This is a genomic window from Azospira sp. I09 (assembly GCF_009177135.1).
GTDB classification, from domain to species: domain Bacteria; phylum Pseudomonadota; class Gammaproteobacteria; order Burkholderiales; family Rhodocyclaceae; genus Azospira; species Azospira oryzae.
Map to the genome: position 1 here is coordinate 58,574 of NZ_AP021845.1, position 24,607 is coordinate 83,180.

Annotated in this window: 29 protein-coding genes; 10 read left to right on the top strand and 19 right to left on the bottom strand. The window is 59.9% G+C overall.

Annotated elements, in window-relative coordinates; genetic code table 11:
• The first annotated feature begins 19 nt into the window (after positions 1-19).
• The 10 genes from nrdD to AZSP09_RS17970 all read left to right on the top strand — a co-directional run bounded on the left by nrdD (position 20) and on the right by AZSP09_RS17970 (position 11,317).
• Positions 20-199 carry an anaerobic ribonucleoside-triphosphate reductase gene (gene nrdD / locus AZSP09_RS20700; protein WP_152090978.1) on the top strand — a complete coding sequence of 60 codons (180 nt, stop codon included), beginning with the start codon at positions 20-22 and terminating at the stop codon, positions 197-199.
• Positions 192-860 (top strand): anaerobic ribonucleoside-triphosphate reductase activating protein, encoded by a 669-nt coding sequence (locus AZSP09_RS17930; RefSeq protein ID WP_152090979.1) that lies wholly within the window; start codon positions 192-194, stop codon positions 858-860. The genes nrdD and AZSP09_RS17930 overlap by 8 nt, the downstream gene beginning before the upstream one ends.
• A gap of 35 nt (positions 861-895) precedes the next feature.
• Positions 896-2,053: a ribonucleotide-diphosphate reductase subunit beta gene (locus AZSP09_RS17935; RefSeq protein WP_152090980.1), complete on the top strand. Its 1,158-nt coding sequence runs from the start codon at positions 896-898 to the stop codon at positions 2,051-2,053.
• A 53-nt stretch (positions 2,054-2,106) separates the two neighbouring features.
• Positions 2,107-3,393: a site-specific integrase gene (locus AZSP09_RS17940; protein WP_152090981.1), complete on the top strand. Its 1,287-nt coding sequence runs from the start codon at positions 2,107-2,109 to the stop codon at positions 3,391-3,393.
• A 6-nt stretch (positions 3,394-3,399) separates the two neighbouring features.
• Positions 3,400-6,393: a Tn3 family transposase gene (locus AZSP09_RS17945; protein WP_152090982.1), complete on the top strand. Its 2,994-nt coding sequence runs from the start codon at positions 3,400-3,402 to the stop codon at positions 6,391-6,393.
• Between the two features lie 52 nt (positions 6,394-6,445).
• Positions 6,446-7,102, top strand: coding sequence for a hypothetical protein (locus AZSP09_RS17950; RefSeq protein WP_152090983.1), 657 nt, complete (start codon positions 6,446-6,448; stop codon positions 7,100-7,102).
• Positions 7,099-8,157 carry a DNA-binding protein gene (locus AZSP09_RS17955; protein WP_152090984.1) on the top strand — a complete coding sequence of 353 codons (1,059 nt, stop codon included), beginning with the start codon at positions 7,099-7,101 and terminating at the stop codon, positions 8,155-8,157. Before AZSP09_RS17950 ends, AZSP09_RS17955 begins: the two co-directional genes overlap by 4 nt.
• Positions 8,158-8,323: 166 nt before the next feature.
• Positions 8,324-9,184 carry a PaaX family transcriptional regulator gene (locus AZSP09_RS17960; protein WP_172974825.1) on the top strand — a complete coding sequence of 287 codons (861 nt, stop codon included), beginning with the start codon at positions 8,324-8,326 and terminating at the stop codon, positions 9,182-9,184.
• 175 nt (positions 9,185-9,359) lie between these two features.
• Positions 9,360-10,067: a hypothetical protein gene (locus AZSP09_RS17965; RefSeq protein ID WP_152090986.1), complete on the top strand. Its 708-nt coding sequence runs from the start codon at positions 9,360-9,362 to the stop codon at positions 10,065-10,067.
• 2 nt (positions 10,068-10,069) lie between these two features.
• Positions 10,070-11,317, top strand: coding sequence for a site-specific DNA-methyltransferase (locus AZSP09_RS17970; RefSeq protein WP_152090987.1), 1,248 nt, complete (start codon positions 10,070-10,072; stop codon positions 11,315-11,317).
• Positions 11,318-11,331: 14 nt separating this feature from the next.
• On the opposite strand, the gene AZSP09_RS17975 is transcribed toward AZSP09_RS17970, so the two are convergent.
• From AZSP09_RS17975 to AZSP09_RS18065, 19 genes are all read right to left on the bottom strand, one after another.
• Complete coding sequence (locus tag AZSP09_RS17975) at positions 11,332-12,252, bottom strand: hypothetical protein (protein WP_152090988.1); 921 nt, start codon at positions 12,250-12,252, stop codon at positions 11,332-11,334.
• Between the two features lie 7 nt (positions 12,253-12,259).
• Entirely contained in the window at positions 12,260-12,544 is a 285-nt protein-coding gene (locus AZSP09_RS17980) for a hypothetical protein (protein ID WP_152090989.1), read from the bottom strand.
• Between the two features lie 14 nt (positions 12,545-12,558).
• Positions 12,559-13,473 (bottom strand): queuosine salvage family protein, encoded by a 915-nt coding sequence (locus AZSP09_RS17985; protein ID WP_152090990.1) that lies wholly within the window; start codon positions 13,471-13,473, stop codon positions 12,559-12,561.
• Entirely contained in the window at positions 13,470-13,802 is a 333-nt protein-coding gene (locus AZSP09_RS17990; protein WP_152090991.1) for a DUF4031 domain-containing protein, read from the bottom strand. Before AZSP09_RS17990 ends, AZSP09_RS17985 begins: the two co-directional genes overlap by 4 nt.
• A complete protein-coding gene (locus AZSP09_RS17995; RefSeq protein ID WP_152090992.1) occupies positions 13,799-14,521 on the bottom strand; it encodes a hypothetical protein in 723 nt (240 codons plus the stop codon). Before AZSP09_RS17995 ends, AZSP09_RS17990 begins: the two co-directional genes overlap by 4 nt.
• A gap of 3 nt (positions 14,522-14,524) precedes the next feature.
• Positions 14,525-16,258: an SNF2-related protein gene (locus AZSP09_RS18000; protein WP_152090993.1), complete on the bottom strand. Its 1,734-nt coding sequence runs from the start codon at positions 16,256-16,258 to the stop codon at positions 14,525-14,527.
• Positions 16,258-16,638 (bottom strand): hypothetical protein, encoded by a 381-nt coding sequence (locus AZSP09_RS18005; protein ID WP_152090994.1) that lies wholly within the window; start codon positions 16,636-16,638, stop codon positions 16,258-16,260. The genes AZSP09_RS18000 and AZSP09_RS18005 overlap by 1 nt, the downstream gene beginning before the upstream one ends.
• Positions 16,635-17,075, bottom strand: a complete 441-nt coding sequence (locus AZSP09_RS18010; protein ID WP_152090995.1) for a hypothetical protein — start codon at positions 17,073-17,075, stop codon at positions 16,635-16,637. The genes AZSP09_RS18005 and AZSP09_RS18010 overlap by 4 nt, the downstream gene beginning before the upstream one ends.
• 8 nt (positions 17,076-17,083) lie before the next feature.
• Complete coding sequence (locus tag AZSP09_RS18015; RefSeq protein ID WP_152090996.1) at positions 17,084-17,671, bottom strand: hypothetical protein; 588 nt, start codon at positions 17,669-17,671, stop codon at positions 17,084-17,086.
• Entirely contained in the window at positions 17,668-17,931 is a 264-nt protein-coding gene (locus tag AZSP09_RS18020) for a DNA translocase FtsK (RefSeq protein ID WP_152090997.1), read from the bottom strand. The genes AZSP09_RS18015 and AZSP09_RS18020 overlap by 4 nt, the downstream gene beginning before the upstream one ends.
• Complete coding sequence (locus AZSP09_RS18025) at positions 17,928-18,416, bottom strand: hypothetical protein (RefSeq protein ID WP_152090998.1); 489 nt, start codon at positions 18,414-18,416, stop codon at positions 17,928-17,930. The genes AZSP09_RS18020 and AZSP09_RS18025 overlap by 4 nt, the downstream gene beginning before the upstream one ends.
• The gene (locus tag AZSP09_RS18030) at positions 18,413-19,531 is read right to left on the bottom strand and encodes a hypothetical protein (RefSeq protein WP_152090999.1); all 1,119 of its coding nucleotides are present in this window, start codon (positions 19,529-19,531) and stop codon (positions 18,413-18,415) included. The genes AZSP09_RS18025 and AZSP09_RS18030 overlap by 4 nt, the downstream gene beginning before the upstream one ends.
• A gap of 71 nt (positions 19,532-19,602) precedes the next feature.
• A complete protein-coding gene (locus AZSP09_RS18035; RefSeq protein WP_152091000.1) occupies positions 19,603-19,896 on the bottom strand; it encodes a hypothetical protein in 294 nt (97 codons plus the stop codon).
• A 1-nt stretch (position 19,897) separates the two neighbouring features.
• Entirely contained in the window at positions 19,898-20,176 is a 279-nt protein-coding gene (locus AZSP09_RS18040) for a hypothetical protein (RefSeq protein ID WP_152091001.1), read from the bottom strand.
• A 4-nt stretch (positions 20,177-20,180) separates the two neighbouring features.
• Positions 20,181-20,453 carry a hypothetical protein gene (locus AZSP09_RS18045; RefSeq protein WP_152091002.1) on the bottom strand — a complete coding sequence of 91 codons (273 nt, stop codon included), beginning with the start codon at positions 20,451-20,453 and terminating at the stop codon, positions 20,181-20,183.
• A complete protein-coding gene (locus AZSP09_RS18050) occupies positions 20,453-21,610 on the bottom strand; it encodes a hypothetical protein (RefSeq protein ID WP_152091003.1) in 1,158 nt (385 codons plus the stop codon). The genes AZSP09_RS18045 and AZSP09_RS18050 overlap by 1 nt, the downstream gene beginning before the upstream one ends.
• Positions 21,611-21,637: 27 nt before the next feature.
• Entirely contained in the window at positions 21,638-21,871 is a 234-nt protein-coding gene (locus AZSP09_RS18055) for a hypothetical protein (protein WP_152091004.1), read from the bottom strand.
• A 4-nt stretch (positions 21,872-21,875) separates the two neighbouring features.
• Positions 21,876-23,456: a L,D-transpeptidase Cds6 family protein gene (locus AZSP09_RS18060; protein WP_152091005.1), complete on the bottom strand. Its 1,581-nt coding sequence runs from the start codon at positions 23,454-23,456 to the stop codon at positions 21,876-21,878.
• A 45-nt stretch (positions 23,457-23,501) separates the two neighbouring features.
• Positions 23,502-24,602: a tyrosine-type recombinase/integrase gene (locus tag AZSP09_RS18065; RefSeq protein WP_152091006.1), complete on the bottom strand. Its 1,101-nt coding sequence runs from the start codon at positions 24,600-24,602 to the stop codon at positions 23,502-23,504.
• Positions 24,603-24,607 lie beyond the last annotated feature (5 nt).

The following is a 24,607-nucleotide window of genomic DNA, read 5'->3' on the forward strand; positions in this document are numbered from 1 at the left end:
ACCACGTAAGGAGAATGCCATGTCCGACAAGACAACCGTTTCGCCCCTGCAGGACCACGAACGCCAGCGCTGCGAGGTGTGGACCCGCGTCATGGGCTACCACCGCCCCGTTTCCGAGTTCAACCCCGGCAAGCAGGCCGAACACAAGGAACGCTGCCATTTTGCCGAGCCCGGCGGCGAGCGCACGCTGCATGGCTGAGGCCGAACTGGTGGTGGGCGGCCTGACGCCATTCACCACCATCGATTTCCCCGGCCGTCTGGCCGCCGTGATCTTCTGCCAAGGCTGTCCGTGGCGTTGCGGCTACTGCCATAACGCGCACCTGCACTCCTGCGGCAGCGGAGAACGCGGCTGGCAGGACGTCCGCGCCTGGCTGACTACCCGCCGCGGTCTCCTTGATGGTGTCGTCTTCAGCGGCGGAGAACCCCTGCTGCAGCGTGGCCTCGTACAGGCCCTCAGCGAGGTCCGCACCCTCGGTTTCGCCACCGGACTGCACACTGCCGGCATCTACCCGGAACGCCTGGCGGCGGCGCTGCCACTCCTCGACTGGGTGGGTTTCGACGTCAAAGGTCCCTTCGAGGACTACCGACGCATCACAGGCGGCGGCTCCGGCGAAGCTGCTGCTCGGTCGTTGTCCCTGCTCCTGGAAGCCGGCACGCCGTATGAAATCCGCTGCACCATCGATGCTGATTTGGTCGACGCCGACGCCGTTCATCGCATGGCCCGGCAAATGGCCGCGCATGAGATCACGCAGTTCGTCCTACAGGCGTGTCGCCGGGACGGCCTGCCTGCATCGTTGCCGCCCGCCTTGCTTGCCGCCGCCGCAGCCGTCCTGCCCGGCGTCACCGTACGCAACGGTTGAGCCCCCTTTCCAACACTCTTATCCGGAATATCCCAATGACTGCCGCATACCTCTTCGATGACTGGGAAACCCCATCTCAAGTCACCGCATTCACCGCCACAGCTGCCGCCCAGCCCACTACTGAGGTACCCAGTGAAAATTTGCCAAAAACCGATGCGCACCGCAGCAGTCCGCCGCCGGCTGCCGCGCAGTCGGCGATCAACGCCGCCGACAAACGCATCGTCAACGGCAAGGCCGACATCAACCAGCTCGCACCCTTCAAATACCCGTGGGCCTGGGAATTCTTCCTCAAGGCCAACCGCAACCACTGGACGCCGCTCGAAATCAGCATGGCGCAGGACGTGCACGACTACCACCACAAGCTCAGCCCGGCCGAACGCCACGTTTTCGAGAACGTGCTGGCCTACCTGACCACCTCCGACATCCTGGCCATGCGCAACATCGGCCTGGCGGTGATGGAGAAGATGAGCGCGCCCGAGCTGCAGATCTACCAGGCCCGGCAGGTCTATGAAGAAGCGCTGCACACCTGGACCTACCAGCACTGCATCGAAAGCATCGGCCTCGACCAGCAAGAAATCTACAACCGCTACCGCGTCGTGCCTGAAATCCATGGCAAGATCGCGCTGGCCAACCGCCGGCTGGAGAAGGTACTGCGCTCCGATTTCGACCTCACCGATCGCGCCAACCTGCACGAATTCGCGCTCTCTTATTTCTTCTTCGCGGTGATTTTCGAAGGCTGCTGGTTCTACAACGGCTTCACGCCCATCTTCGCGCTGCAACGGCGCGGCCTGATGAAGGGGGCCGCCGAGCAACTGCAATACATCATGCGCGACGAAGTCCTGCACTGCGCCTTCGGTATCCGCGTCGTGCGAGAACTGCTCAAGGAAGAGGGCCTTGAACTCGATCCGCAGGCGCTACGCACCCTGTGGGACGAAGCGGAAGCGGCCGAAACGGCCTACGCCGGCTACATCCTGCGCGAGCCCATCCTCGGCTACAACGCCGAACTGCACGTCCAGCAATTCCGCTTCATCGCCAATCGGCGGGCGCGGCAGGTGGGCGTTGAAGAACCTTTCCTGGGCGCCGAAAACGTCCTGCCCTGGCTCGACGAGCAGGCCAATCTGAGGAAGGAAAAGAATTTTTTCGAAACGAGAGTTACCGAGTACCAGACCGGTGGGGCTTTAGCTTGGGATTAAGCGCTACAAATTCTGTTTCAATGTGAGCAATTTCATTTGTTGACGAATCAGATATGAGTGATCAGGTCTCGCTTTACCTTGATGCGGCCGAACGGGCCAACACCCGACGCAGCTATGCGTCCGCCATCCAGCACTTCGAGGTCGAGTGGGGAGGCTTGTTGCCGGCCACCATCGATTCGATGGTCCGTTATCTTGCTGCTTACGCCGAATCGCTATCGCTGAATACGCTGAAACACCGTCTCGCGGCACTGTCGCGCTGGCACCAGGATCATGGCTTCCAGGATCCGACCAAGGCGCCAAAAATCCGGCAATTGCTCAAAGGCATCCGAACACTTCATCCCGCCCGGGAAAAGCGGGCCAAGCCGCTGGAACTGGAGATATTGAACGGGGTCTCCGACTGGCTGGTAGCGGCCACCGCAACGGCGGTCAGCCGGGGCGATTCAGCCAGCGCCCTGCGGCACACCCGAGATCGAGCGCTGATTCTGCTTGGATTCTGGCGCGGGTTCCGCTCCGACGAACTGGCCAACCTTCGCATCGAATTCATCGAGATCAAGCCCGGTGAGGGGCTGACCTGTTTCTTGCCTCGCAGCAAAGGAGATCGCAACCTGGATGGGCGAAGCTTCTCCTGCCCGGCGTTGTCCCGACTGTGCCCACTCGAGGCCGTCGAAGACTGGCTCGCATTATCCAAACTGACGACCGGTCCGCTATTCCGCAAAATCGATCGCTGGGGTCATCTATCAGGCGTTGAGCTAACGCCGAGCAGCATCATTCCCATGCTTCGGAAGTTACTGAGCCAAGCGGGCGTGGCCGACGCCGAAGCCTTCAGCAGCCACTCATTGCGCCGCGGGTTTGCTCAGTGGGCCGGGATGAGTGGTTGGGATATTCGGGAGTTGATGAATTACGTGGGCTGGCGCGACGTGAAGGCCGCCATGCGCTATCTCGATGGGGTCAGCATCGACCAGAAAGCGCGATTCGAGCAAGGCCTGGATCGGGCACTGCCGGAAACGCCGCCCGTTTCGGCGCCGCAATTGCCCAGCCTGCCCGAGGTTGCTTTTACCACGATCGAGGTTTCCCTCGATCTATCAGCTTTCAATGGCAGCCATCGTGCCGTCGCTAACGCCTTGCGGGACATGACGAGTACCAGCCTTTCCAGGTTTCAGGCACAGCCCTTGGATCAGGAGGGCCGTCGATATCAGATTGCTGTCCCGACGCCCTCGACCGATATCCTGGACGACCATCTCTACACCTTGCTCGACGAACTCCATCGCATTGCCGATGCCCGTGAGTGCTTCCTGGAGGCAGTTTGCCGTGACCCAGCCACCGGCAGGCACTGGGACTGAGGCTGCATGACCCAGCTTCACGAGACCGCCTATCCCCGCCTGAAGGCGGACCCATCGGAACAGGATCTCGACGAGATTTATACCCTGACGCCCGATGAAATCGCATTCATCGACAAGACCGTCAAGCGTCCCATTGCCCGCTCGGCAGCATTCATCTACCTGAAGCTGTTTCAGCGTCTTGGGTACTTCGTCCACATTAGGGATGTCCCGTCCATGATTCGCCAGCACATTGTGGCTCAAACGGGGTATCGCCCGGCCAGGACTGATGAGCTTCGTCAGTTCGACCGAACGACGGCGCGCACCACCCTGATTACTGCCTTGCGACGCTATCTGAATGTTCGTCCGCTGGACGATCAGGGGCGCGCCTGGTTGCGGCACGTGGCAGAAACCGCTGCGGACAGCCGGCATGTGGTGGCCGACATCATCAACGTGATGCTTGAAGAATTAGTGCATCATCGCTACGAGTTGCCCGGTTTCTCCACGCTCGATCGGTTGGGTATCCAGGCAAGGGAAAAGATTTACGACGTTCATTTTGCGAGTATTGCCGACCAACTTGATACCAAGGTGAAAGCCTTGGTTGACGGCCTGTTTAAGGTCAAGTTGGGAGAGAACAGCAGCACTTGGAACCTGCTCAAGCGGGAACCGAAGAAGCCGACCAACAAGGAAACCCGTTCTTATCTTCAGCATATCCGCAGGCTCCAGCTCCTGGTCGACCAACTTCCCACACCGGACATTCCTGTTCCTAAACTCAAGCAGTACCGTTACATTGCCCGTTCGCTCGATGCGACAGCAATGGCCGAGTTGAAGCCCCAGAAGCGCTATGCGCTGGCCGTCATCTACATTCGCTCGCAATTTGCCCAGACGCTTGACGATGCGGCCGACCTGTTCGTCCGCATGCTCCAGAACCTGGACAATCAGGCGCGCAACAAGTTGGGCGAATACCAGCAGGAACATCTGCAGCAAACAGATCGTCTGGTCGGCCAGTTGAAAGAAATATTGTTGGCCTACCGGATCAACGGCACGGATCATCAACGGGTGGAGGCCATCGGTGGCAGTCTGATCGCCGAGGTCAACGACCTGGTGGCGATCTGTGATGAGCACATGGCCTACGCCGGACGCAATCACCTGCCGTTCCTCATCCAACCCTACAAGATGGTTCGCGCCCAGCTGCTGAACTGCATCGAAATCGTCAATCCGCAGAGCAGTAGCGAGGACGACACCTTGATCCGGATGATGAAAGCGCTTCAGGTGCTACGCGGCACCCGGCATGAAATCATTCCGTTGTCGCTGATCGGGCTGAATGCCGAGGAGGACTTTCTGTGGCTACCCGCAGCCTGGCGGAAATTGGTCATTTCCGAGCGCGCCGATGGTCAGATCGTTGCCATCAACCGCCGTTACTTTGAACTGGCGGTCCTGTATGCGATCCGCGATGAACTGAAATCGGGTGACCTGTTCATCCTGCATGGAGAACGTTACGACGACTATCGGGAACAACTGGTAGACGATGACACGCTGAGTCGCGAATTGGCGCAGTACGGCGAGGTCACGGGTGTCGAAACTGACTCCAGGGCCTTTACCGAGTCATTAAAGGCAGCATTGCTGGAGACGGCAGACGCCGTCGCTGCCGAGTTCCCAGAAAATGCCTATGCCGAAATCGTCGATGGCCGGCTGATCTTGAAAAAACCTCCTACCAGTGAGCCGCCGCCCGGCATCAGGACGATCGACCAGCTGATCACTGAGCACATGGAGAACATCAGTATCGTCGATGTACTGATCGACACCGAGCGTTGGCTGCAATTACATAAACTATTCCGGCCCTTGATGGGCACCGAAAGCCGGATCGAGGAATTGCGCCCGCGGGTCATCAGTACATTGTTCTGTTATGGCTGCAACCTCGGGCCAACCCAGACGGCGCGCTCGATTCGGGGCATGAGCCGCAAGCAGATTGCCTGGGTCAACATCAAGTACGTGACGGAGGAGGTGCTGGAAAAGGCCATCGTCAAGGTCATCAACGCCTACAACAAGTTCGAGTTGCCCGGCTACTGGGGATCAGGCAAGCATGCCTCGGCTGACGGTACGAAATGGAACCTCTACGAGCAGAACCTGATTTCCGAACATCACATCCGCTACGGCGGTTATGGCGGTATCGGTTACTACCATGTCTCCGACAAGTTCATTGCACTGTTCAGTCACTTCATTTCCTGTGGCACCTACGAAGGTACACATATCCTCGATGGGTTGATGAGCAATACATCGGATATCCAGCCTGACACCATCCATGGTGATACCCAAGCCCAGAGCTACACGGTGTTTGCGCTTTCCCACCTGTTGGGCATCAAGCTGATGCCGCGCATCCGAGGCATCAAGGATCTGGTGTTCCATCGGCCAGATAGCAACAAGAAATTCACCCATATCGACCGGCTGTTCAGTGACGACATCAATTGGCAGATGATTGAGACACATCTGCCGGACATGCTGCGTGTGGCCGTATCCATCAAGCTCGGGAAGATTTCGGCCTCAGCCATCCTGCGTCGCCTTGGGACTTACAGCCGAAAGAACAAGCTGTATTTCGCCTTCAAGGAACTGGGCAAGGTAATTCGATCCATATTCCTGCTGAAATACGTTGGCAACGTCGAACTACGCCGACTCATTCAGGCGGAAACCAACAAATCGGAGCAATTCAACGGTTTCGCCAAAAAACTTTTCTTCGGCGGAGATGGGGTGATTGCCGAAAACCTGCGCCATGAACAGCGCAAGATCATCAAATACAACCATCTGGTCGCCAACCTAGTCATCTTGCACAACGTGGTGGGGATGAGCCGGGTGCTGAAGCAACTCCAAGCCGAAGGGGCTGTAATCAATCAGGAGGTCCTAGCTGGACTGGCCCCATACCGGCTGGAGCACATCAATCGTTTCGGTGATTACGTGCTGGATTTCCGACGCAAGGTTGATACTTTGTCAGATGATTTTCGGATTCTCGAATCTGAATCAGATAGTTAGAGAGGAAACGGGGATTTTTTCACGATTCCCGGCCGACCCTCAAGGAGATATCGTGTCCAACACCCCCGTCCGCGTGCCGCAAATCAGGTCTGAGATCGCTGTGGCCATCGCCTACCTGGGCTGGTCCCTGCGCCAGCTCGCCGACTACTCGGCCCTGATCGGTCAGCCGATCGGCGAGCATTTCCTGGAGGACGCCCTGGAGGAGTCCTGGCCGGACTTCCGATCGAAAGCCGACCCTGTGCGGGTGGAAAATCTGACCCGGGTGTTGGGCGGTCTTGGAGTTGGGCTGCAGGACGACGTGTTTGGTGTTGTGCCCCGGCTTTACACCCGAATGCCCGCAGCTCACGGGATAGGTCCAGTTGGTGCAGTGATGGGACTGGTGGCCAACTACCCAAAGGCTCAGCTGCGCTTGGCGATTCAGGATCCTGCTCCCGGGGATGACGCCCCGGCCGCTGCGCTGTTGATCAACCCGGGCAGTCGCTTCATCCTCTGCGATTCCCCCGAATTGGAACCGGTTGAACTGATCAACCAGCTCTACGCCAACTGCTTGGATCGCCTCTGGGTCGCCGAGTACCGGATTCGATCATTGGCGCCCCTGTCCTTTGAGGACGCCATCCCCAAGCTCCTGAAGACTGTCGATTTCCGCTCGGCCATGAACCTCTCGCGGGGGCGGGTTATCGATCTAATTCGCGCGGAGGATCGGGCATGAGCCGCGATTCCGGGGTGACCTTCGATCATGTGCGTAGGGCCTGCTACGAGATTTTGAGCCGTGGCGAGCGCCCTTCCCGCCCGACTGTCCAGGAGCTGCTGGCCACCGACCGCTATATCGGACGGAAAGGGGGCAATGAACTCGTCCAGAACCTCATCAACGACTTCTGGACGTCGATGTCCAAGACTCTCCAGGTGCCCGAGCGGACGGTCGACGGCGTTCCGGCGGCTTTTGTGCCGGTCATCGACAAGGCCTTGGGTGACATGGTGGCCGTTGCTCGCCAGATTGCCGCCGAGGAGATGGCTGACCGAGCGGCGGCGCTGGATGCGAGAGCACGGGAAATCGAATCGTCCATCCAGGAAGCGCGGGATTCCGCACTGGCCGCCGACCAACTCCGGGTGCGCGCTGAAGGCGAACTCTCGGCTGTTCAATCCAGGGCCAGCGAACTGAAGGCGAGCCTCAACGAGGCAGAACGCAAGCTTGCCGAGGAATCGGGCAAAGTGGCGGCTCACCAGAAGACCATCGAAGGCAAAGATGCCGAGCTTCAGCGGCAATTTGCCTCTCTTGAGGCCGCCAATCGCACGCTGGAACAGGCGACCGAGCAACATCGACAGGAAACCCATCGCCTGATGCAGCAGTTGGATAACGAACGCCTGGCGAGCCGCAAGGAAACGCAGCGGCTGACGGATCAACTGGATAAGTCTCGAGAAGAAACGGCTGCTGTCCGTGAGGATTTGGCTGTGCTACGCGAAGAAGTTGGACGGCTGCGGGCAGAGAACGTGGCTGGGACGGCCGCCAGGAAGGTACAGGAGGACGCACTGACGGAGGCCAAGGTTCGTCTTGATGACGCCATGACTCGGCTCCAGGCGGCCCAACAGGAGGCCACGACAATGCGAGTTCGATATGAGACGGCTGACCAGCACCGGCAGGAGGCAGTCAGCAGGAGCACGTCCCAGGCTGAGGAACTGGGTGAGCTACGCCAGGCAGTTGAGCAATTGCAGGCAGATCTTACACTAGCGCGCAAACCTCGCCCGAAAGAGGAGAAAGGCAGCTAATTGGCGGGAAAGGTTTCGTAAGCATGCAATGAATTATAGGTTTCCGTATTTCTACTTAAATGCGAATATAGGCGGCGAATATCGCATAACAGTACCCTTGGAACCTATGAAATCTATTGAATCTTGGCTCAAGAATTGGTCTGCAGAGCCAACGCGAGCAAGATCGATGGTCGTGACAATTTTTTGCGACGTCATCAAACCTCATGGCGGTGAGGTAGCCCTGGGCAGCCTTGTAGATGCAGCGGGCTTAGTAGGAATTTCCGAGCAAGCCATCCGGTCCGCAGTGAATCGATTAGTCACAGAGGGATGGTTGGTCAGCGAAGCTCACGGTCGTCGTTCAATCTTCCGGCTCTCAGAACGAGGCTCATTGCGAGCCGAGGTTCCTCTTCGGCGTGTTTACCAGTGTCCGGACGCTACATGGACCGGTTTGTGGAGCATTCTGATCGCAAAGAACTGGAATCTGGATCATGATGCTTACGTGCAGGCGTCGATGGATCTGCAATGGGCCGGCTATGGCCGTATCTGCGAAAACGTGTTCATCCGACCGCAAATGGAGGGTGACAACATGCTTTGTTGCGCAGGATCAATCTTGGAGAAAGAAGTTGTTTGTTTCGTGGGAACAGAAAAGCAATGTCCGATGAATGGCACGATCAAGGAGGTGGTCGGTCGCGCCTGGGATCTCTCCACCGTGGCTGACCGCTATGCAGCCTTCAAGGAACGCTACTCACGTGTATTGGAGTGGTTGTCGAAGGCCCCTTCCATGCGCTCGGCCGAGGCCTTTGCACTACGGCTATGCATGATGCACGATCTTCGGCGGATCAGAATCATGGATCCCCAATTGCCGTCGAGTTTACTGCCAAAGGGGTGGAAGGGCGTCAAAGCTCTTGAGCTGGCGCGTCAAATCTATCAGGCGCTGTTGCCTCTGTCCGAGCACTACATCACCGAGTTTATGAACGGTCCCAATCCGTCTATGCCGGATGCCGAAAAGTCCTTCTACGAGCGCTTTGGCGGCTTGTCTTCGGCGTAGCCGCAAGAATCCCATCATCCGCGATTGTGGCTGGTAATTTCGGTGTCGTCACCCGTGCACGTTGAGAGGTGCCGAACGGCCAATACTGTGATTGGGTTTTCCAGAATCAGTTAAGCGACATTGCCAGAATACTCCCTGAACCCCGCATTTCCGGGCCACCACCAGAGGAGTAAAGATGAGCATCCACGCTGCCGCCCTTCAGTCGCAACCCAGCCCGTCCATGACGGACTCCTCGGGTTGCGATATCACGAAGCCTGCGCCGATCGAACGTGGCCTTGATGCCCAGCTTAACGCCTTCCGTCTGGAGTGGCGTGCGGTGGCCAGGTACATGATCACGCTCTCCAAGGATGGTGACTGGAACGACACAACCACTGTGGCGGAGTGGCTGCCATATAACGAAGCCGTTCGGTTCAAAGACAAGCTCAACGCCGATTTGCTGGTTAAACGCGGCGGTGTCAGGCGATGGGCGGATGCCTCCCACAACATCGTCCTGCATACGCCGGCTGTCACCAAGGGCAACAAGGCGTCCGTCGGCGACTTGTTACTTCATGAGCAGGTGGTGCCCCATGACGATTTCAATCTGTCAGGTACCTACGTGGTCCGTCAATTCCTGGTCCCCGCCCTGGTCACAGCAGTTGGTCCCGGCGGCCGGATTACAGCCTATCGTGATCGCGACGGCGAACACATTCAGACGCCCCAAAAGCCCCATGTCGTTTCCTTGTCCGCTATCGACGTTCAAGGTGTCCTGGCGCATATTGCAGCCAACGAGGTAGAGCGCGGCCATTGGGCCAGCGAGTTTACCGGCCCCAAAGCCATTGAAGGGATACTGGTGCGTCACCAGCGCATCCAGGCCCCTGTTTATCCCGTGGGCGAGGTGCGTTGACCATGGAGACGACGGCTTCCCGGCCCCAACAGGTCCAGCTGGATCTCTTCTCTGCCGTCTTGCACTCCTATACCGCGGAGCGAGGTGGGCGTGTCGACAACGCCGCACTTTACGACCAGGTGGCCACCCGGGCGGGGATCGATCCTGACGAATTCTCCAGAAAGACGCCGGTCGGGCGCGATCAGCAGCCTCACAGTCTCTTGGCGAGAGCCGTTCGCTGGCATCAACAAACTCTGAAGCATGCCGGCGTGCTCGAGCGCGTCGATGGGGAGCGCGGCGTATGGCAGCTCACCAGGCCAGCCAGCAAAGACCTGGACCAGATCAACTCTGGCGTCTCCGTGGTTGGGTTCTCGACCGAGCTTGGTGTCGCCATCCTGGGCAGCTGTGACACCGTGTTCTCGCAGATCGACGCCCCGGTGTGCTTGTGCTTGTGTTCACCGCCCTATCCGCTCAAGAAAGCCCGGAATTATGGAAATCCGAGCGAAACGGAGTATGTTGATTGGGTCGTTCGCCACCTTGAACCCATCGTCAAGAATCTGGTTCGCGGAGGGTCGATTGCCCTGAATATCTCGAACGACATCTTTCTCCCTGGCGGGGCTAGATCGCTGTATCGAGAACGTCTCCTAATTGCTTTGCACGACCGTCTTGGGCTCTATAAGGTCGACGAGCTGATTTGGAGCAATCCGTCTAAGCCCCCCGGCCCCGTGCGCTACGCCTCTATCGAGAGAACGCACCTCAACAATGGCTATGAACCGATCTACTGGCTGACCAACGACCCTCGGTCGCTGCGATCTGACAACAGAAGGGTTCTCATGGCCCACTCTGAGCGTCACCTGAAGCTGATCGCCCAGGGTGGCGAGCAACGACACGGCGAATTTTCGGACGGTGCGTACTGCGTCCATCCCGGACGATTTGGGAACCAGACAGAGGGAAAGATCCCGCGCAATGTTCTGACCTTCGGACATTCCTGCGCCGATCAGCGCCAATACAAGCGTGACGCCCGGGCAGCGGGGCTGCCGGCGCATGGCGCGCCTATGCCGCTTTCGCTTGCGTCATTCCTGGTTGAGTACCTATCCCAACCTGGAGACCTGATCGTCGATCCGTTCTCTGGCTCCTTCACGACAGCCAAAGCAGCTGAGCTCTTGGGGCGGCGGTGGCTGTGCACCGAAATCATGGTGCAATACGTCCTGGGGGCGGCGAATCGCTTCCGCGCCTTCAATGGCTTCCACCAACATCTGCTGGCCGCGTAACGGCGCAGAAAAACTCAGTGAAGGGTGGGTCTGGCGTCGCCGCCCTCTGATTCACCTTCGCCGAGGTTGCCGAACAGCTCCTGCATCATGCCGGCGACGTTGGCCATCATCGAATCAATCTGCGATAACTCGTCTTTGTGAAGAGCCGAGAGCGCCTTCACGATCTCCTCTTCGGACTGGCAGGTATGATTAAGGCTGGTGAATTCAGCCACCTGGCTCTCTTTGCACAGCCACGAAAGAAGAACGCAGAAATCGTGAAAATCTTCCCGATGAATCTGCTGGCGGAATACGTCCCGGTGCGTTTCCCCTGACGCTTGGTGTTCTTCATCAACGACGCCGGCGAGGAGAATCAGGTCTTCACCGCAATCGTCGCACTGCTCGTCGGCATCCATGGCATATACCGTGAGCTTGCGTTTCACTGGGCTGTCTCCATCAAATCGGTCGGTGTCGATCCTCGCGAAAGCGGAGAGCGCCCGATCTACGGATAGGCTGGATTGAACGGCCAGTTCGGTGACGCTACGGAGGTCAAGATCCAGGTCGACCAGCACAGGAATATGCTCCTCGATGCGCAGTTCCTTCGGCCCGAAAATCAGGTCACATCCACTTTCGATGGATTCCTCGCGCTCCAGATCCTCGTCGAATTCGTTGATGAGCCAGCTGTCGATCGTGTCCAGGCTGGACTCCAGCAGGATCAGCAAAGCCAGAAGCGACTGATCCACGCCGGCCAGCCGAATATGCAGCGTGAAGGCTTGGATCACCCCGGATTCCCCAACCAGGTGGGAAATGGCCACGGGCCGGGCCGAGTTTGTGCCGAGAGCCTTCGCATACTGGGTGTAAGCGGCCTTAAATCGTTCGATGGCCTGCTTATCGGCGGCTACCAGAAAGTCGGTGTTCGCCGTGCTGGCGTCAAGTTTTGGGTATGAAGAGGAAAGCATGGTGGGCCTATCGTGCTGTAGATGAAGGGTTCTCGGTTGGTCGCATGGACATCAGCGTGTCGATCGTCGATTGCATGGTCGCTGCGCGCGTCCGCATGCCGGCATTCGTCTGGACCAGGGTGCCGAAGGCTTCCCTGCCTCCCTCGATCTCAGCGACAACCCAGCGCACGTCCTCTCGGGACATTGAGAGGCGTTTTGGGCCGTCCGGACACGGGTTGTCGAGAAAAGCCTTCATCCGCTCAACAATCCGGTCCACCTCGGGCTGGGTCTTTGGGGTGAGTGCTTCTGCCATGTTTGCCAACGTCCTTAATACCAACGGGTTTCGGTGAGATGGAATGGCGCGTCGCCGGCAATGTCCTGCGATAACCACAGCAAGTTGTCGATGTCCGCTGAAGTGCCACCGGTGTGCGCCGCGATCGCCTCGCAGGCCAGGATCGTGGCCGCACGGATTGTTCGTTCTTCATGCCCGTTTTCGGTCAAGAGAATTCGTTGATCAACCTTGTCCGCAAGGGATGTGCTGTATGCCAAGACGCCCAGCCCACGTAACACTCTTGGAACTTGATAGTCGGCAAATGCAGTTAAGCCCTCGGCTCCTACATCAAGCCCCGTGGAACGCAGGAATGCGGCGATCATCGAGAGCGCCAGCTGGGCCTTCTTCAGGTAGGGGTCATCGAATGCCAGAGGGAATATCGCTGCCAGGCCGGCTGCCTGGGCGACGGTCACCTTCCGGTTGGCGTGGATATCCGCCAGCAGGAGTTCGGTGGCCGCTGAGAGCTTGTCGTGGGCCAGCAGATCGCCAAGGATGGCCAGCCGTCCCTCGCGATCAGGCATGTGCCCAAACAGAACCGTGAATTCGTCGGCATGCAGTCGTTTTGCGAGTTCCGATCCGGTGTGGACCGTCGTACCCCAAGCCGCCTCGAAGGCTGCCCACAATGCACGGGCTCCTGTTTTGCCCAGATGGCTGTAACGGCTGAGCGTGCCATCGGGAGCCCGGTACCAGAAGCGATAGTTGATGCTGGTCATGGCCAACAGAAAACTGACCGCTGATCTTTCACTGGCAGCCACGGATTCCGCCAGCTGCAAAGTCATTGGCGAGGCCGAATCGGCCGGCCAGGGGATGCTGCTGATGCGATGGCTGTCGATCATGACCACGCTCGGGTCGTATTGCTCTTCGGCAAGGCGTATCAGCGCGCACCGATCAAACGGATGCTCTTGGCTCATGCAGAGGCTCCTTCTGTGGCTCCCGCCCGTCGCTCGCGGATCGACGTCCTGACCCAGGTCTCAGCCTCTTCGGGGCTTCCAAGAGAGCCGGTTTCTCGCCGGCGCCGCCTCATTGCTGCGGCTTGCCTCGAGGTGATTTCCACCGCACCGGACTTGATCGCCAGGCTCCGCTTAGCCAGGCAGATGTCGTAGTGATCCCCCTGGTACCAGCGCCGGGCGACACCAATGCAGTCGGCCATTGCATGTACCTCGGCTTCCGAGTCCCCGAGCATGTGACACATGACCATTCGTCCATAACCGGCCCGCATGTTGTCGACGTAGACGGTCATTGAAGACCCTCCGCAATCGCTATGCAGGCCTGCCAATCATTTGAATAAGGCCAGCGGGGTCCAATTTTGCCGTCTCTCATCTGGAATTCACCGAATTTGGCCAGGAATGACCAGACATCATGAGGAGTCTTGTTAGCGACATCGGCGCGGCGATAGTCGCGGAATAGATCGTCAAAACCTTCAATAAGGACGCGACGTATGCTCGAATAATCACAGGAATTGATGTCGTGACGAATAGCTGCAAGGTAATAGGCCAGTGCCTTTGCCCCGTTTGCGCCGGAAGTACGGCAACCGACCTCATGGTATGACCCAAGCCACCACATGGCTTTCGAATCGCCATTGCGCGCCCAGAGTCCGATTTTGAGTAGAACTTCTTGGAAAAGCGGCTCTGGGTAGCCGAACGGTTCAAGATCGAGGATTGAAGCGGTTCCCGCTTGGCCTGTAGGCCAATGGACGCTCCAACGCCAGTTTTTGAACTCAGGCGGATCATCGCGCTGAATTCCCATTTGCAGCACTTCATGCCCCTGCTGCCGGGCCAGGATAAGGTAGTTCCCGGTAAAGATTTTGTCGTCCTCCTCAACGCGGGTCGAGTCGCAAATAGGGCAACGAACCTTGCTGAGGGTACCAGTGACGGAAATGGGAACTCCGCTGTTGATGGCTTGGTTGCTTCCTCGCCATCCACATTCTTGGCATCTGACTGGCCAGTCTTGATTTTCCATGGTTCAGAACAGACTTCCAGTTGTCGCAACCTCGGGCTGCATCGCCGCGGCCGGAACCGTCGAAGCGGGCCTCTTCGAGGCTTTGCTGACTTTCTGGAGGTAGCGTTCAACCAGGCGGCCGAGGTTGGTTGTGTCGTCATCGACCTTCTGCACACCAAGGTGCGGATCTACGATCTGATTAGCCTCGCTGGCCTTGATACCAAGCACGTCCATGATGGGCGGATCGCTGCCCTCCTCGCTGACGAGGAAGAAGGCGGTGACCGGATCTTCCTGACCCTCTCTATCCAAGCGCCAGATGATTTGCTGGTGTATGCCCGGGGACCAATCGAGCTCGCCGAACACCACAACCGAACTGCGGAACTGCAGATCGTCAATGCCTGCTCCTGAGCGGAGAGACATGATCATCACGTCCGTGTCGCCGGTGAGGAACCGATCCTTTTCCTTGTTCTTCTGGGCAGCCGTTTCCGAGCCGGTGTACATGGCCGGGCGAAGGTCTGCGAGTTCTTCAAGCCAGATGTCGTAGACGGCCCGGTGCCACCCAACCAGAAGGACGGGCTCGCCGGCCTCGACCATCAGGCGGACGAACTGTGCTACTGCCTTGGCCTTGGAGAGCCCGGTAGCCTGCCGGACCATCATGTCCAGTTCCCGGGCGGCCTGCCCGCGCTCGACGAAGGTGCCAGTGGTGGCGCGGATGGCCAGCACCCTGGCCAGGTCCTCGATGGACTGCACAGCCTTGGCATCGAAGTCCACATACTCGATGATTCTGGACACCTTTGGCAGCTCGAGGCCCACATCCGATTTGAGGCGTCGTAAGAGGACGTGCTGTTCGCGGAGGTATGTTCCCAGAGCCTTCGGGTTCCCGATGCGGCCCATGTCATCGGTCCATTCTCTGGAGAAGTCAGCGAAACTACCGAGCACCGTGTCGTCGATGAACTGCATGACATTGTGCATTTCAATGCCGTATCCATAAATTGGGGTAGCGGTCAGCCCGAGCCTGTAAGACACGTGGTTCGCTAACACCTTGGCAGCGGCGCCCTTGGCGGTCGACGTGCCCGTGCGCAGGCTTTGTGGCTCATCGAATACGGCTGCTTTGAAGAAGTCCGTAGCAAAGATGTCCGCCCATCCGCCAATTTGCGAGATACGGAAGACATAGACGTCCGCCGGCGGCAGATCGTATGGGGATGCTTTGGTGATGATATGCACCCGGAGGTGGGTGAAAGCGGTGAGCTTGTCCTTCCACTGCTTTTGCATGTGCGGGTCGCAGACGACGGCCGCTGGGAGAGATTGGGCTTCAGCGCACAGGAACGCCGCTGCCGTGTAGGTTTTCCCCAGTCCGCCTTCATCGCCCAGGAGCAGCGAGCGGCGCCGCCGCAGGAGTTCGACGGCCTGCATCTGGTAGTGACGTACCTTCTGCCCTTCGCGAAGGCCTACAACCGCCGGCGGGACGTATTCGGGGAGAAGGATGCGCTCCATCTCGGCCTGCTGCATCTCGAAGTCGAGCCGACCGCCTCGCAGCGCGTTCCGGTCACCGTCCGACATGGCCAGCGGATACCGAGAGAGAAACCAATCGAGGTCCGCCGCGTGCATCAGATCGCGGGGAAAGCGGAAGGGACCGGTTGATTGCTTCGGCACCCGGGGGAAGATGTGCTTCAGGCGAATGGCGACATGCGGCTCCAGGGAGGACATTTCCCAGGCGGTACCGCCTTCGATCAATCGGAGTTCGCCGTAGGTCCGCATCAGATCCACCCCTGGCTCAACGAGGCGGCGAATAACGGCGTTCCTTCGATCTCCGGTGGAAGCCCCATGGAGACATTCGAGGCCAGGATGATCGCGGTCACCTCGGGATAGGTGGCGTACCGGGCCAGTTGTCGAAAAATGTCCATTTTCTTGGACTTGTTCCGCATCTTGCACTCGACCACTACGCCGCCGGCGATCAGGAAATCAGGGATGTCTTTTGGGGACAGGCGTTTTTCCCTTTCATAAGCGATTCCGGCTGCCTTGAGCACTTCGGCGACGCCTTCCTGCAGATGCTTTTCCGATGAGAGGTCGAGCCGGCTGCGCTGCACGAGGCGGATCACGTCGGCGATCACAGGGGGAGTTGTGGACGCCTGGCTCATGGCTGAGTCTCCTCCGGTTTCACCTCGAAGAAGTTGAGCTTCCCTTTCACTTTGCGGAAAGGCAGCGGCTTTGAATCTCCCACCACGAAGGCATGCTCCCCCATGTACCAGCGAGACGTCAGTTGGCCGTCTCTGGCCTTCTCGGGCGGGATGGAGTCGGTCAGCACGGCTTGGCCGACGATTCCACCAAGGTCGTACTGACCCGGGCGAGGAAGCGGAATTTTCGGAAAGCGGCCCTTCACCCACAGGTAGCCTTCCATGTCGAACGTCTGGCCGGCGTGGACGAGAAATGGTCCCCGGTGCTTCGTTGCCCAGGTACGGTTCTCGATGTCCTTGATCTCGCCGGCGGCGACGGCGGCGGCACGTTGCTGGGGGTCGGTCAGGTCTGGGCGCACGATCAGCCAGGCCCAGGGTTGTCGGATGGATAGCGCCTTCATGATCGATCTCAATGGGTGGTGGCCACTGTATTGCTGACCCGCAATTCAACCGGGACGCCGTTGATTTCGGGCGGGAGGCCCTGGATTGGTTCAGCAGCCAATACCAACAGCCGATCGGCGCCGTACAGGATGCGGTAGGGGGCGGCCGGCAGTTTCTCGGCCAGTACCGCCTTCAGATCGTTCTCCGCCGCTTCAAGAACTGGATTCTTGGTTGGCTGCTGCCTCGCATGGGCCAGTTCAGCGCGCATGGCTTCGAGCTCGAGCAGCGCAGCGAATGCGCGGTCTGCCGTTTCCGGGCAGCTGTAGGCGATCATGAAGGAATTGATCAGGCTGCGGAGCAAGCCGCCGGTGTCGTGGTTCTTCACGACCGACATCACGGCAAACTGATCCAGGCGCTCGACAGGGGTCTCCAGGAAGCGCTCCAGGCCCATGCCCTTAGCGATTGCGGTGAAGAGAATGGTCAACGTCCGCCGGCGCTCCTCCGGGGCCAGGGGCTGCCCGTTCGTAGGGCTTGCCAGCTCGCAGCGGAAGCGGTTGGCGAGAGCGACATCGACGCGCTGTTGGATGAGGGTTTCGATGTTGGGAGCTTTGGTCATGATGTTCTCCGATCAGCAGCCGCCGGTGGCGTGACGGTAGATAGAAACTGGCGAACGCCACTGGCGTTTTGAGGACCAAGGATGTCGCCTTCCATCGCCTCCAAGAGCCGTGCAGCGTGGTTATAGCCAATCCGCAGATGGCGCTGGACCATGGAAATGGAGGCATGGCGTCCTTTCAGGACGAGATCGCGGGCTTCCTGGTACAGGGGGTCTAGCCGACTTCCCTTGATGCTTTCATCGATATCGTGTCCGCGGATCATGCGACGTGCTCCCCAGCCAGGCGGGCCGTCAATGGCATCAGCGCCATCCGGCGGCGCTCAAGGCAGAACCACATGATTTCCGCCCCCGGCTTGCCCTGGGCGGCCAGTGCACGGTAATCCGCGATCAACTGGTCGAGGATGGTGGGTTGGACGTGGCCGTAGATTTGGTCGATCGTCGGGAAGTCCTTGAAAATCTCGCCCACCGGTACCGGCGGCTCGGCCATGAGGGCGTAGGCCCACGGCTGTGTGTAGCCGCAATGGGGGCAGATCCAGCCTTGCTCGGTAGCGATCAGGAGGCCGCGGTCACCGCCCTCGGTACTGTGGGTGGCGAGCGATACATCGGCGGCACCCGATTCGTCGTAGGTAATGCCGTCACCGCGATTTGGGCAGGTGAAGGGGTGGATGGGCATGCTGCCGTCCACGTGGCATTGTCGCTCGTTGAGATATTGAACCTGGGCGGGGGTAAAGGGGGCCTGAATCTTCATTGCTTCTGATGCTGTCTTGCGGGAGAGGAGATCGCCTCGTCGATCGAGAGGCAGTAATGCCAGAGGCGGTGCTGGCGGAAAACGCGGCTGATGCTGTCGCATTCCCCAACCTGGAATACCGGCACGCCGGCCATCAAGGCGGCGCCAGCCTCCAGAATTGCCCCCTTGAGGATTTCCCCGGCTTCGCAGTAGAGCACCAGGCGCTCGGAGCCGGCGATTTCGCTTAGGCACCGGTCAGCCAGCTCCTCGTAATCGGCGGTTTGGCCCTCGCCGGCTTCATCGATCCAGGAAGATGCTGTCTTGGTGCCGCTGTCGCGCAGCGCCTTCCAGCGATGGGCATGGACGACTTTGGAGGCGAAATAGACGCCCCCTCGACCTTTGGCGGTACCGGCGGCGATCTCAAGCACGGCTCTCACCTTGGCCAGGTCAAAATGGTTGTCGCTGCGAACCCCCGACTCCATGTCGATCCAGTAGGGCACGTCGCGCCAGGCAGTTGCGGATGCGTGGATGCGTGGCAGCTCGATTTCGAGGACATTGGGGCCCAGCCCGCCGGCGTAGCCGCAGTGCAACGGGATTTGGCCGACGGTCGAGATCGGTGGCCATTGCTCCGGACACTGCCCGGTCCCCTTGGATTCGTCGTAGAGCAGATCAATACGGGACAGGGAACTGGCATCGACCTCGGCAACGAACTTCTGAATGGCCTGGCGAGATCCGTCGTGGAATTGAAGGATCAGGTGCAGGCCAGCCTGGTGCAGCGTGCGGTAGACCGACAGGACCTCTTCCTCGGTGAACTCGGGTCGGCGCGCGTTGATGTTGAGTTGGATGCGCCGGTACCGAGAAATGTCGGCAATGCGCGCCGGGGCGGTGCGTGGATCAAGGATCTCGCGAAAGACTTGCGTGCCGCAGAGATGGGCTGCGGTGAAGGGCAAGCCCAGGGCCAGGAATGCTTCACGCCAGGCAGCAGAGGGGTTCCGTGGCGAGCCTTCCTTCTCCGGGAAATAGAGAATCGCCCACTCGGGCGTGATCGGATTGGTGTAGCGGGCCGACAGGGTAGCCAGTTCGGAGGGTAGGACTTTATCGTCGGCGCCGGTGATGGAAACGAGGTTCAGAGGCATGGAGGAATCCTTGAAGGGTTTCCTGCCATGCTACGGAGCCGCCATAGGCGTTTCTGGATTTTCTTCTTCACTCAGCGACCCTCCTTCGGCCGAGCAAAGGGGACCACGTTTTCCAGCTCACGTTGAACGCCCCCGGCCGCGCGGAATTCATCCCAGAGCACCATGTGGCCCGGGCAATAATGGACATTCGGCGCGACTTCGGTGGCGTGGCTCTCGCACAGGGGCATGTCGCACGTCTTGCCGTCCCCGACCGGGAAGTCGCACAGGAAGTCCCCAACGGACGCGCAGGCGCCGCAGTGAGGGCCGAATTCGCCGCACAGGAACATCGTCCCGCCGTCCTTCATCGGTTGGATGTAGCAGGGCATGCTATTTGTGGCAGCCAGCGGCCCTGGCCTTGCGCAGGACCTGGGTCATCTGGGGTGCAGTTCGGCCGTCGTAGGGGCTGCCTTTGGCGAGCTTGGCTAGCTGCAGGCGGTAGGTGTCGCACTCTGGATCATCCTTGAGCGCCGCCGCATATTTTTCCGCCAGCGCGGAGGCGTCGGCCTGCTGGTTGAATTGGAAGATCGGGGCGTTGTCGACCGGCTGCTGGGCCAAGGCAAATCCGCTGGACAGCAAGACGAAGAGAACGGTTGCGCGTTTGATCATGGAGTCATTTGCCTTCGGCGAGGTCCGCTGCGGCGGCCAGAACAAATTGCTGGGTGGTGGACACGTCCTCGCCCGGGTGCTGGACTGCGAGGTGTTTGCAGTAGGTGATGGCGGCGCTGATTGGGTTGTCCCCCTTCTGGAGCGCCATCACCTCCTTGATGCGTTCCTTGGCCAGTGACGTGCGTTCCTGGTACCGGGCCTCGCCGAACAGTCGAATCAGATCCGCACGACGCTGCACCAGGTCGGCAGAAAGGGTCACAGCGCGTTCGAGGCTCATCACGCACCTTCCTTGACCGTGCCGGACAGGAATTTTCTCTCGGGCATGTCGAGCATCACGTCGACGCCCCGGACAGTGCCGGTGGCGTTTTCGCCGGAGGACTGTTGAGGACTCAAGATGCGGATCTTGGCCTTGTCTACGTCGTGCTTCACGAACTCGACCTTTACGGCGTAGGCGCGGCCGACGGCCAGCTTCTTCATCTCCTCGGACAACTGGGTGGTAGCTACCCGTCCCCGCAAGCGGACACGCTCGGCTTCGCGGGCCTGTGATGCCATCTCGGAGACCTTCTGGCGGTTCAGACCATCCAAGACCATCGATCCCTGCTGGAAGCCCACCATGCCCTTGTAGGACGTGAAATCTCCGTCGGTTCTGAGCGTGATGCCGACAGGCGGGGTTTCCTTGTTGGTGAGCGTGGCCAACATGGTCGGAGAGGCAGCAGCCACTGCTTTCCCGGCGGCGGTCATGGAGGCGCCAGTCGCTACCGCGACGAGGGCAGCAGCTGGCTTAACGGCCGGCGCGGCGTCCTTGGCCATCTTCTCGGTTTCTGCAGCAACGACACCACCGGTAGTTCCCAGGGGTGTCGCCTGGCGCGTGGTGGCCACAGCATCGTAGCGAGGTGGCTCGATGCGCCGCTGGGCTGTCGCGGTGACTTTCGGTGTCGGTGACGGACATTCATCGTCATGGCAGTAGCGATAGACCATCTTCCCGCGATTGAAGAATTGTTCGATGCGACTGGGCGCCATCCACCCATCGGGGTTGTAGCTGGGAGGCGGTTGTGGCGGGTCGTTCGATGGGATAAGGGTGCACCCCGCCCCCAGGAGAACGGACGCCATCAACGGAACGGTTGCATGTGTGCGTAGCCGTTCAAGAATTGAGTTCCCTTCACGCAAAGCGCCGGCAGAGATTGTGGGGTTGCCAGAAGGCTTGGCGCTGATGAACACACGGCCTTTCCGGGGATGGTTCTCGAAACGCAATGCGCCGTAGAGGCACAGCAAGTCGACCGCTAGGAGAAATTCCTTCTCCCATTGATCCTGCCCACCGAACTCAAGGTGGATGGACTTGACCAGGTAGCTTCGTAGCTGCCCCTCCGGAACCCGATCAAGGTGCTGTACGCGGCCCAGGATGGCGATCTGCAGGGGGGATAGGGGTCTGTTCATGGTGGCTCTCGGAACGATCAGCAGGCCTCATGGCATGCCGTCGAAAAGACTGGGCGGCATGGGAAAGAGGTAGGAGGTTTTGACGGTAATGCGAACCGGATGTCCGGCGTGGCCGATGATTTCCACCCGCATGCGGCCGCCGATGGCCTCGGCGAGCACCCGAACAGGACAGCCGCGGCTCAGGCCGCTGTAGCGGCTGGCATAGTGGGCCAACCCACCGATGGTGGGCTGCCAGGGCTTCGGTTTGCGGGTGCGGGCCATGGGCTCAAGCGTTGGAGGCCTTCGCTTCGACCGGGATCAGGCGCTCACGGTGGATCTTCCAACCGCCATCGGCTTTTACCAGCTCGAGGGACTTCAGCACCCGCGATTTGAAGGATGTCGATTCGTAGGTCTGCCAGAAGCGAACGGACGCCTTGCCGTCCTTTTCCTCGACCTTGACGACCTCGACATCGACCTTGATCGCGCCGGGGCGGACCATAACGGAGCGGCGTTGCTGCTCCCAGGTCGACGGGTTCTTGGCCTGGCCATAGCTGGGCCAGAAATCCTTCGCATACTGGTTGAAGTAGGCGTCTGCGTCCTTTGCGGACCACTTGTTTGCCCAGCCAGCGAGGAAATCTTCGGCCGACGAGTCGCCGGTAGCCTTGGCGATCGCTTTGCTGACCAGGTTGTCGACCGCGTGGGTGGCGGCGACGGCACCACCAATACCTGCTGCGGCCCCGGCCATGGCGCCGGCGGTCGCGACGACGACGGTTCTTCCAAGGGACACCATCTGGTCTGTTTCAGAAACCGATGACGTCATCGGTGTTTCGGTGATCTGGACGTTTGCCGCCACCCCGCCGACGGCCTCGCGAGCCATGCCGGCGTTGGCGCTGGCCAGCGTCGCACCGCTGAGGACCGAAGCCTTGGCGGATGGAGCTGACGGAACGCGCGTGCCGGTGGACGGTAGGACCGGGGAGTTGTCCTGTACGGACGGCTTTGCCGCTGGCGCAGGGGCAGCTGCCGGAGCCTGGCCGCTGCCCACCCCCAGCGTCTTCACAGACAATTTTGGGGCGGTTATAGGCGAAGCGGGGCTTTGCTCGACGCCCGCGGCGGCCTGGAGGGCTCGGCGTTGCTCGTTGAGCTGCGCGGCGAGAGCCGCGGCAGCCGCATTGTTGGATGCTGTTTTGGGAGATGACAGCGCTTCGCGAACCGCCTTGCGTGTCTCAGCAGCATTCTGGGTCGGAGAGATGGTGTCCGCACTGGCGAATGCGGCCTTCTGTTCTACAGGGGTTGTAGTGCCATCCGGATTGGTTTCCGTGACGACTGCCATTTTTTGGACGGGCTTCTTCTGTGTTGGCAACGGACATTCATCGCCGACACAGAAGCGATAGACCATGCTTCCGGTGCGAGCGTTGTAGAACTGCTCCATGCGTTCTGGCGGCGGGGTCCCGTCGGCGTTGTAGGGTTTCACCACCGGCGCCGGCGTCGATTGAGTCATCCCGGGGAAGGTGCTGCAGCCGGTGGTAGCGGTGGCCAGCACGGCGGCGACTACCAGGGGGATGGCGATCGACGGCTTGTACTTCTTTCCTTCGGCGGCCGCGCGCACCCGATGCACGTCGGCCCAGCGGACCACGAAGTCCGGGGCGAAGCAATTCCTGACGCCCAGTCGATCGTGAATCTGGATGACGCCGTAGACGGACAGGAGCTCAATGTTCAGGCGGATCTCGTTGTCCCATTCCGCAAGGGACATCCCCTGCATTTCGCGAACAGGCTTCAGGGCCTTAGCGAGCTGGTCCAAGGGCATCTCCCGGGCCGTGCCCAGCTTGACGAGGATTTTTGCTTGCAGGGGTTTCAACTTCAGCTTCATTGGTGTGCCTCCCGGCGGATCATTCGGAAATTCGTGGTCATGGGGTCAGCCCTCTTCGGAGAGATGCGCGTCGCCAGCGGGCTTGGGCTGGCTTCTGGCGTATGCGGTGCGCAGGCGCTGCGCGGTCACCGAGGCCTGCAGGCCGAGGTAATCGACCAGGTGATCGTCAGTGGCGCCGCCGTCGATCAGGAGACCGGCGTAGGTGTTGCGCAGGGTCTGCGCGCTGGCGCGCTCGCCGGTGATTCCGGCAATGGCCAGCAGTCGTTGCGTCCGGCGATGGATCGAGGAGGCCGAGAGCGTCACCGTCTTGCTGTTCCGACCGAAGCCGGAGGACCGGTCAGCCTCGAAGATCTTCTGCGCCGGTTCCAGCTTCCGGCCGTGCATTTGCTCCTGTACGGAGAGCCAGGCCTTCACGGCCGGCACGGCGAAAGCCAACAGCCGGGCGCGGTGGGCATGGCCCGGTCGGGAGAGGTCAATCCGCTCTTCCACCATATCCATGCAATTAAGCGTCAGGCGCTCGATGTGGTTCACCTTGAGTCCCCCCCCGATCATCACTCCGATCAAGGCGAGGTCTCGGAACTCCATCCACTCGTCTATGCTTTTCTCTTCTTTTCTGAGCTCGTCTAGTCTCGTCTGGATAAGCCGGATCACTGCCTGGGCCTCCTCACGGCTCAGGAACCGCGTCGGCTTATCGGAGCCGGAGCCGACGCGCTCATACCCTGCCATCCGACCAGGGTTGGTGCCGGCGTGGCCAAGCGAGCCTAGATGAGCAAAGACTTTTTCAAGTTGGCGAACATACTGTTGCCGCTGGCGGCCGCTGTTAGTGCGAGCTTTCCGGCTCTCGGGGAGGTTTGGATTCGCACTGTCCAGGAACTTTCTAATATCGTCTGCCTCCAGCTGGTCCAGTCTCCTCCCCTGCCCGATTAGCCACTGACAGAAACGTCCAAACATGGCTATGTACACGGTCTTGGTGGAGTCCTTCAGCCGTTGCCCCGCCAGCCAGGAGGAATAAGCAAGACTAGGCGAGTCAAGCCAATGGGGAAGCGTGTCAAAGATATCCCGGCGGGGGGCGGGACTGACGCCTTGGGTCAGGGCTTGACGCTTAATTGCATGACCGCCGGTATGGGTCGAATTGGCCGATTCCATTGGGG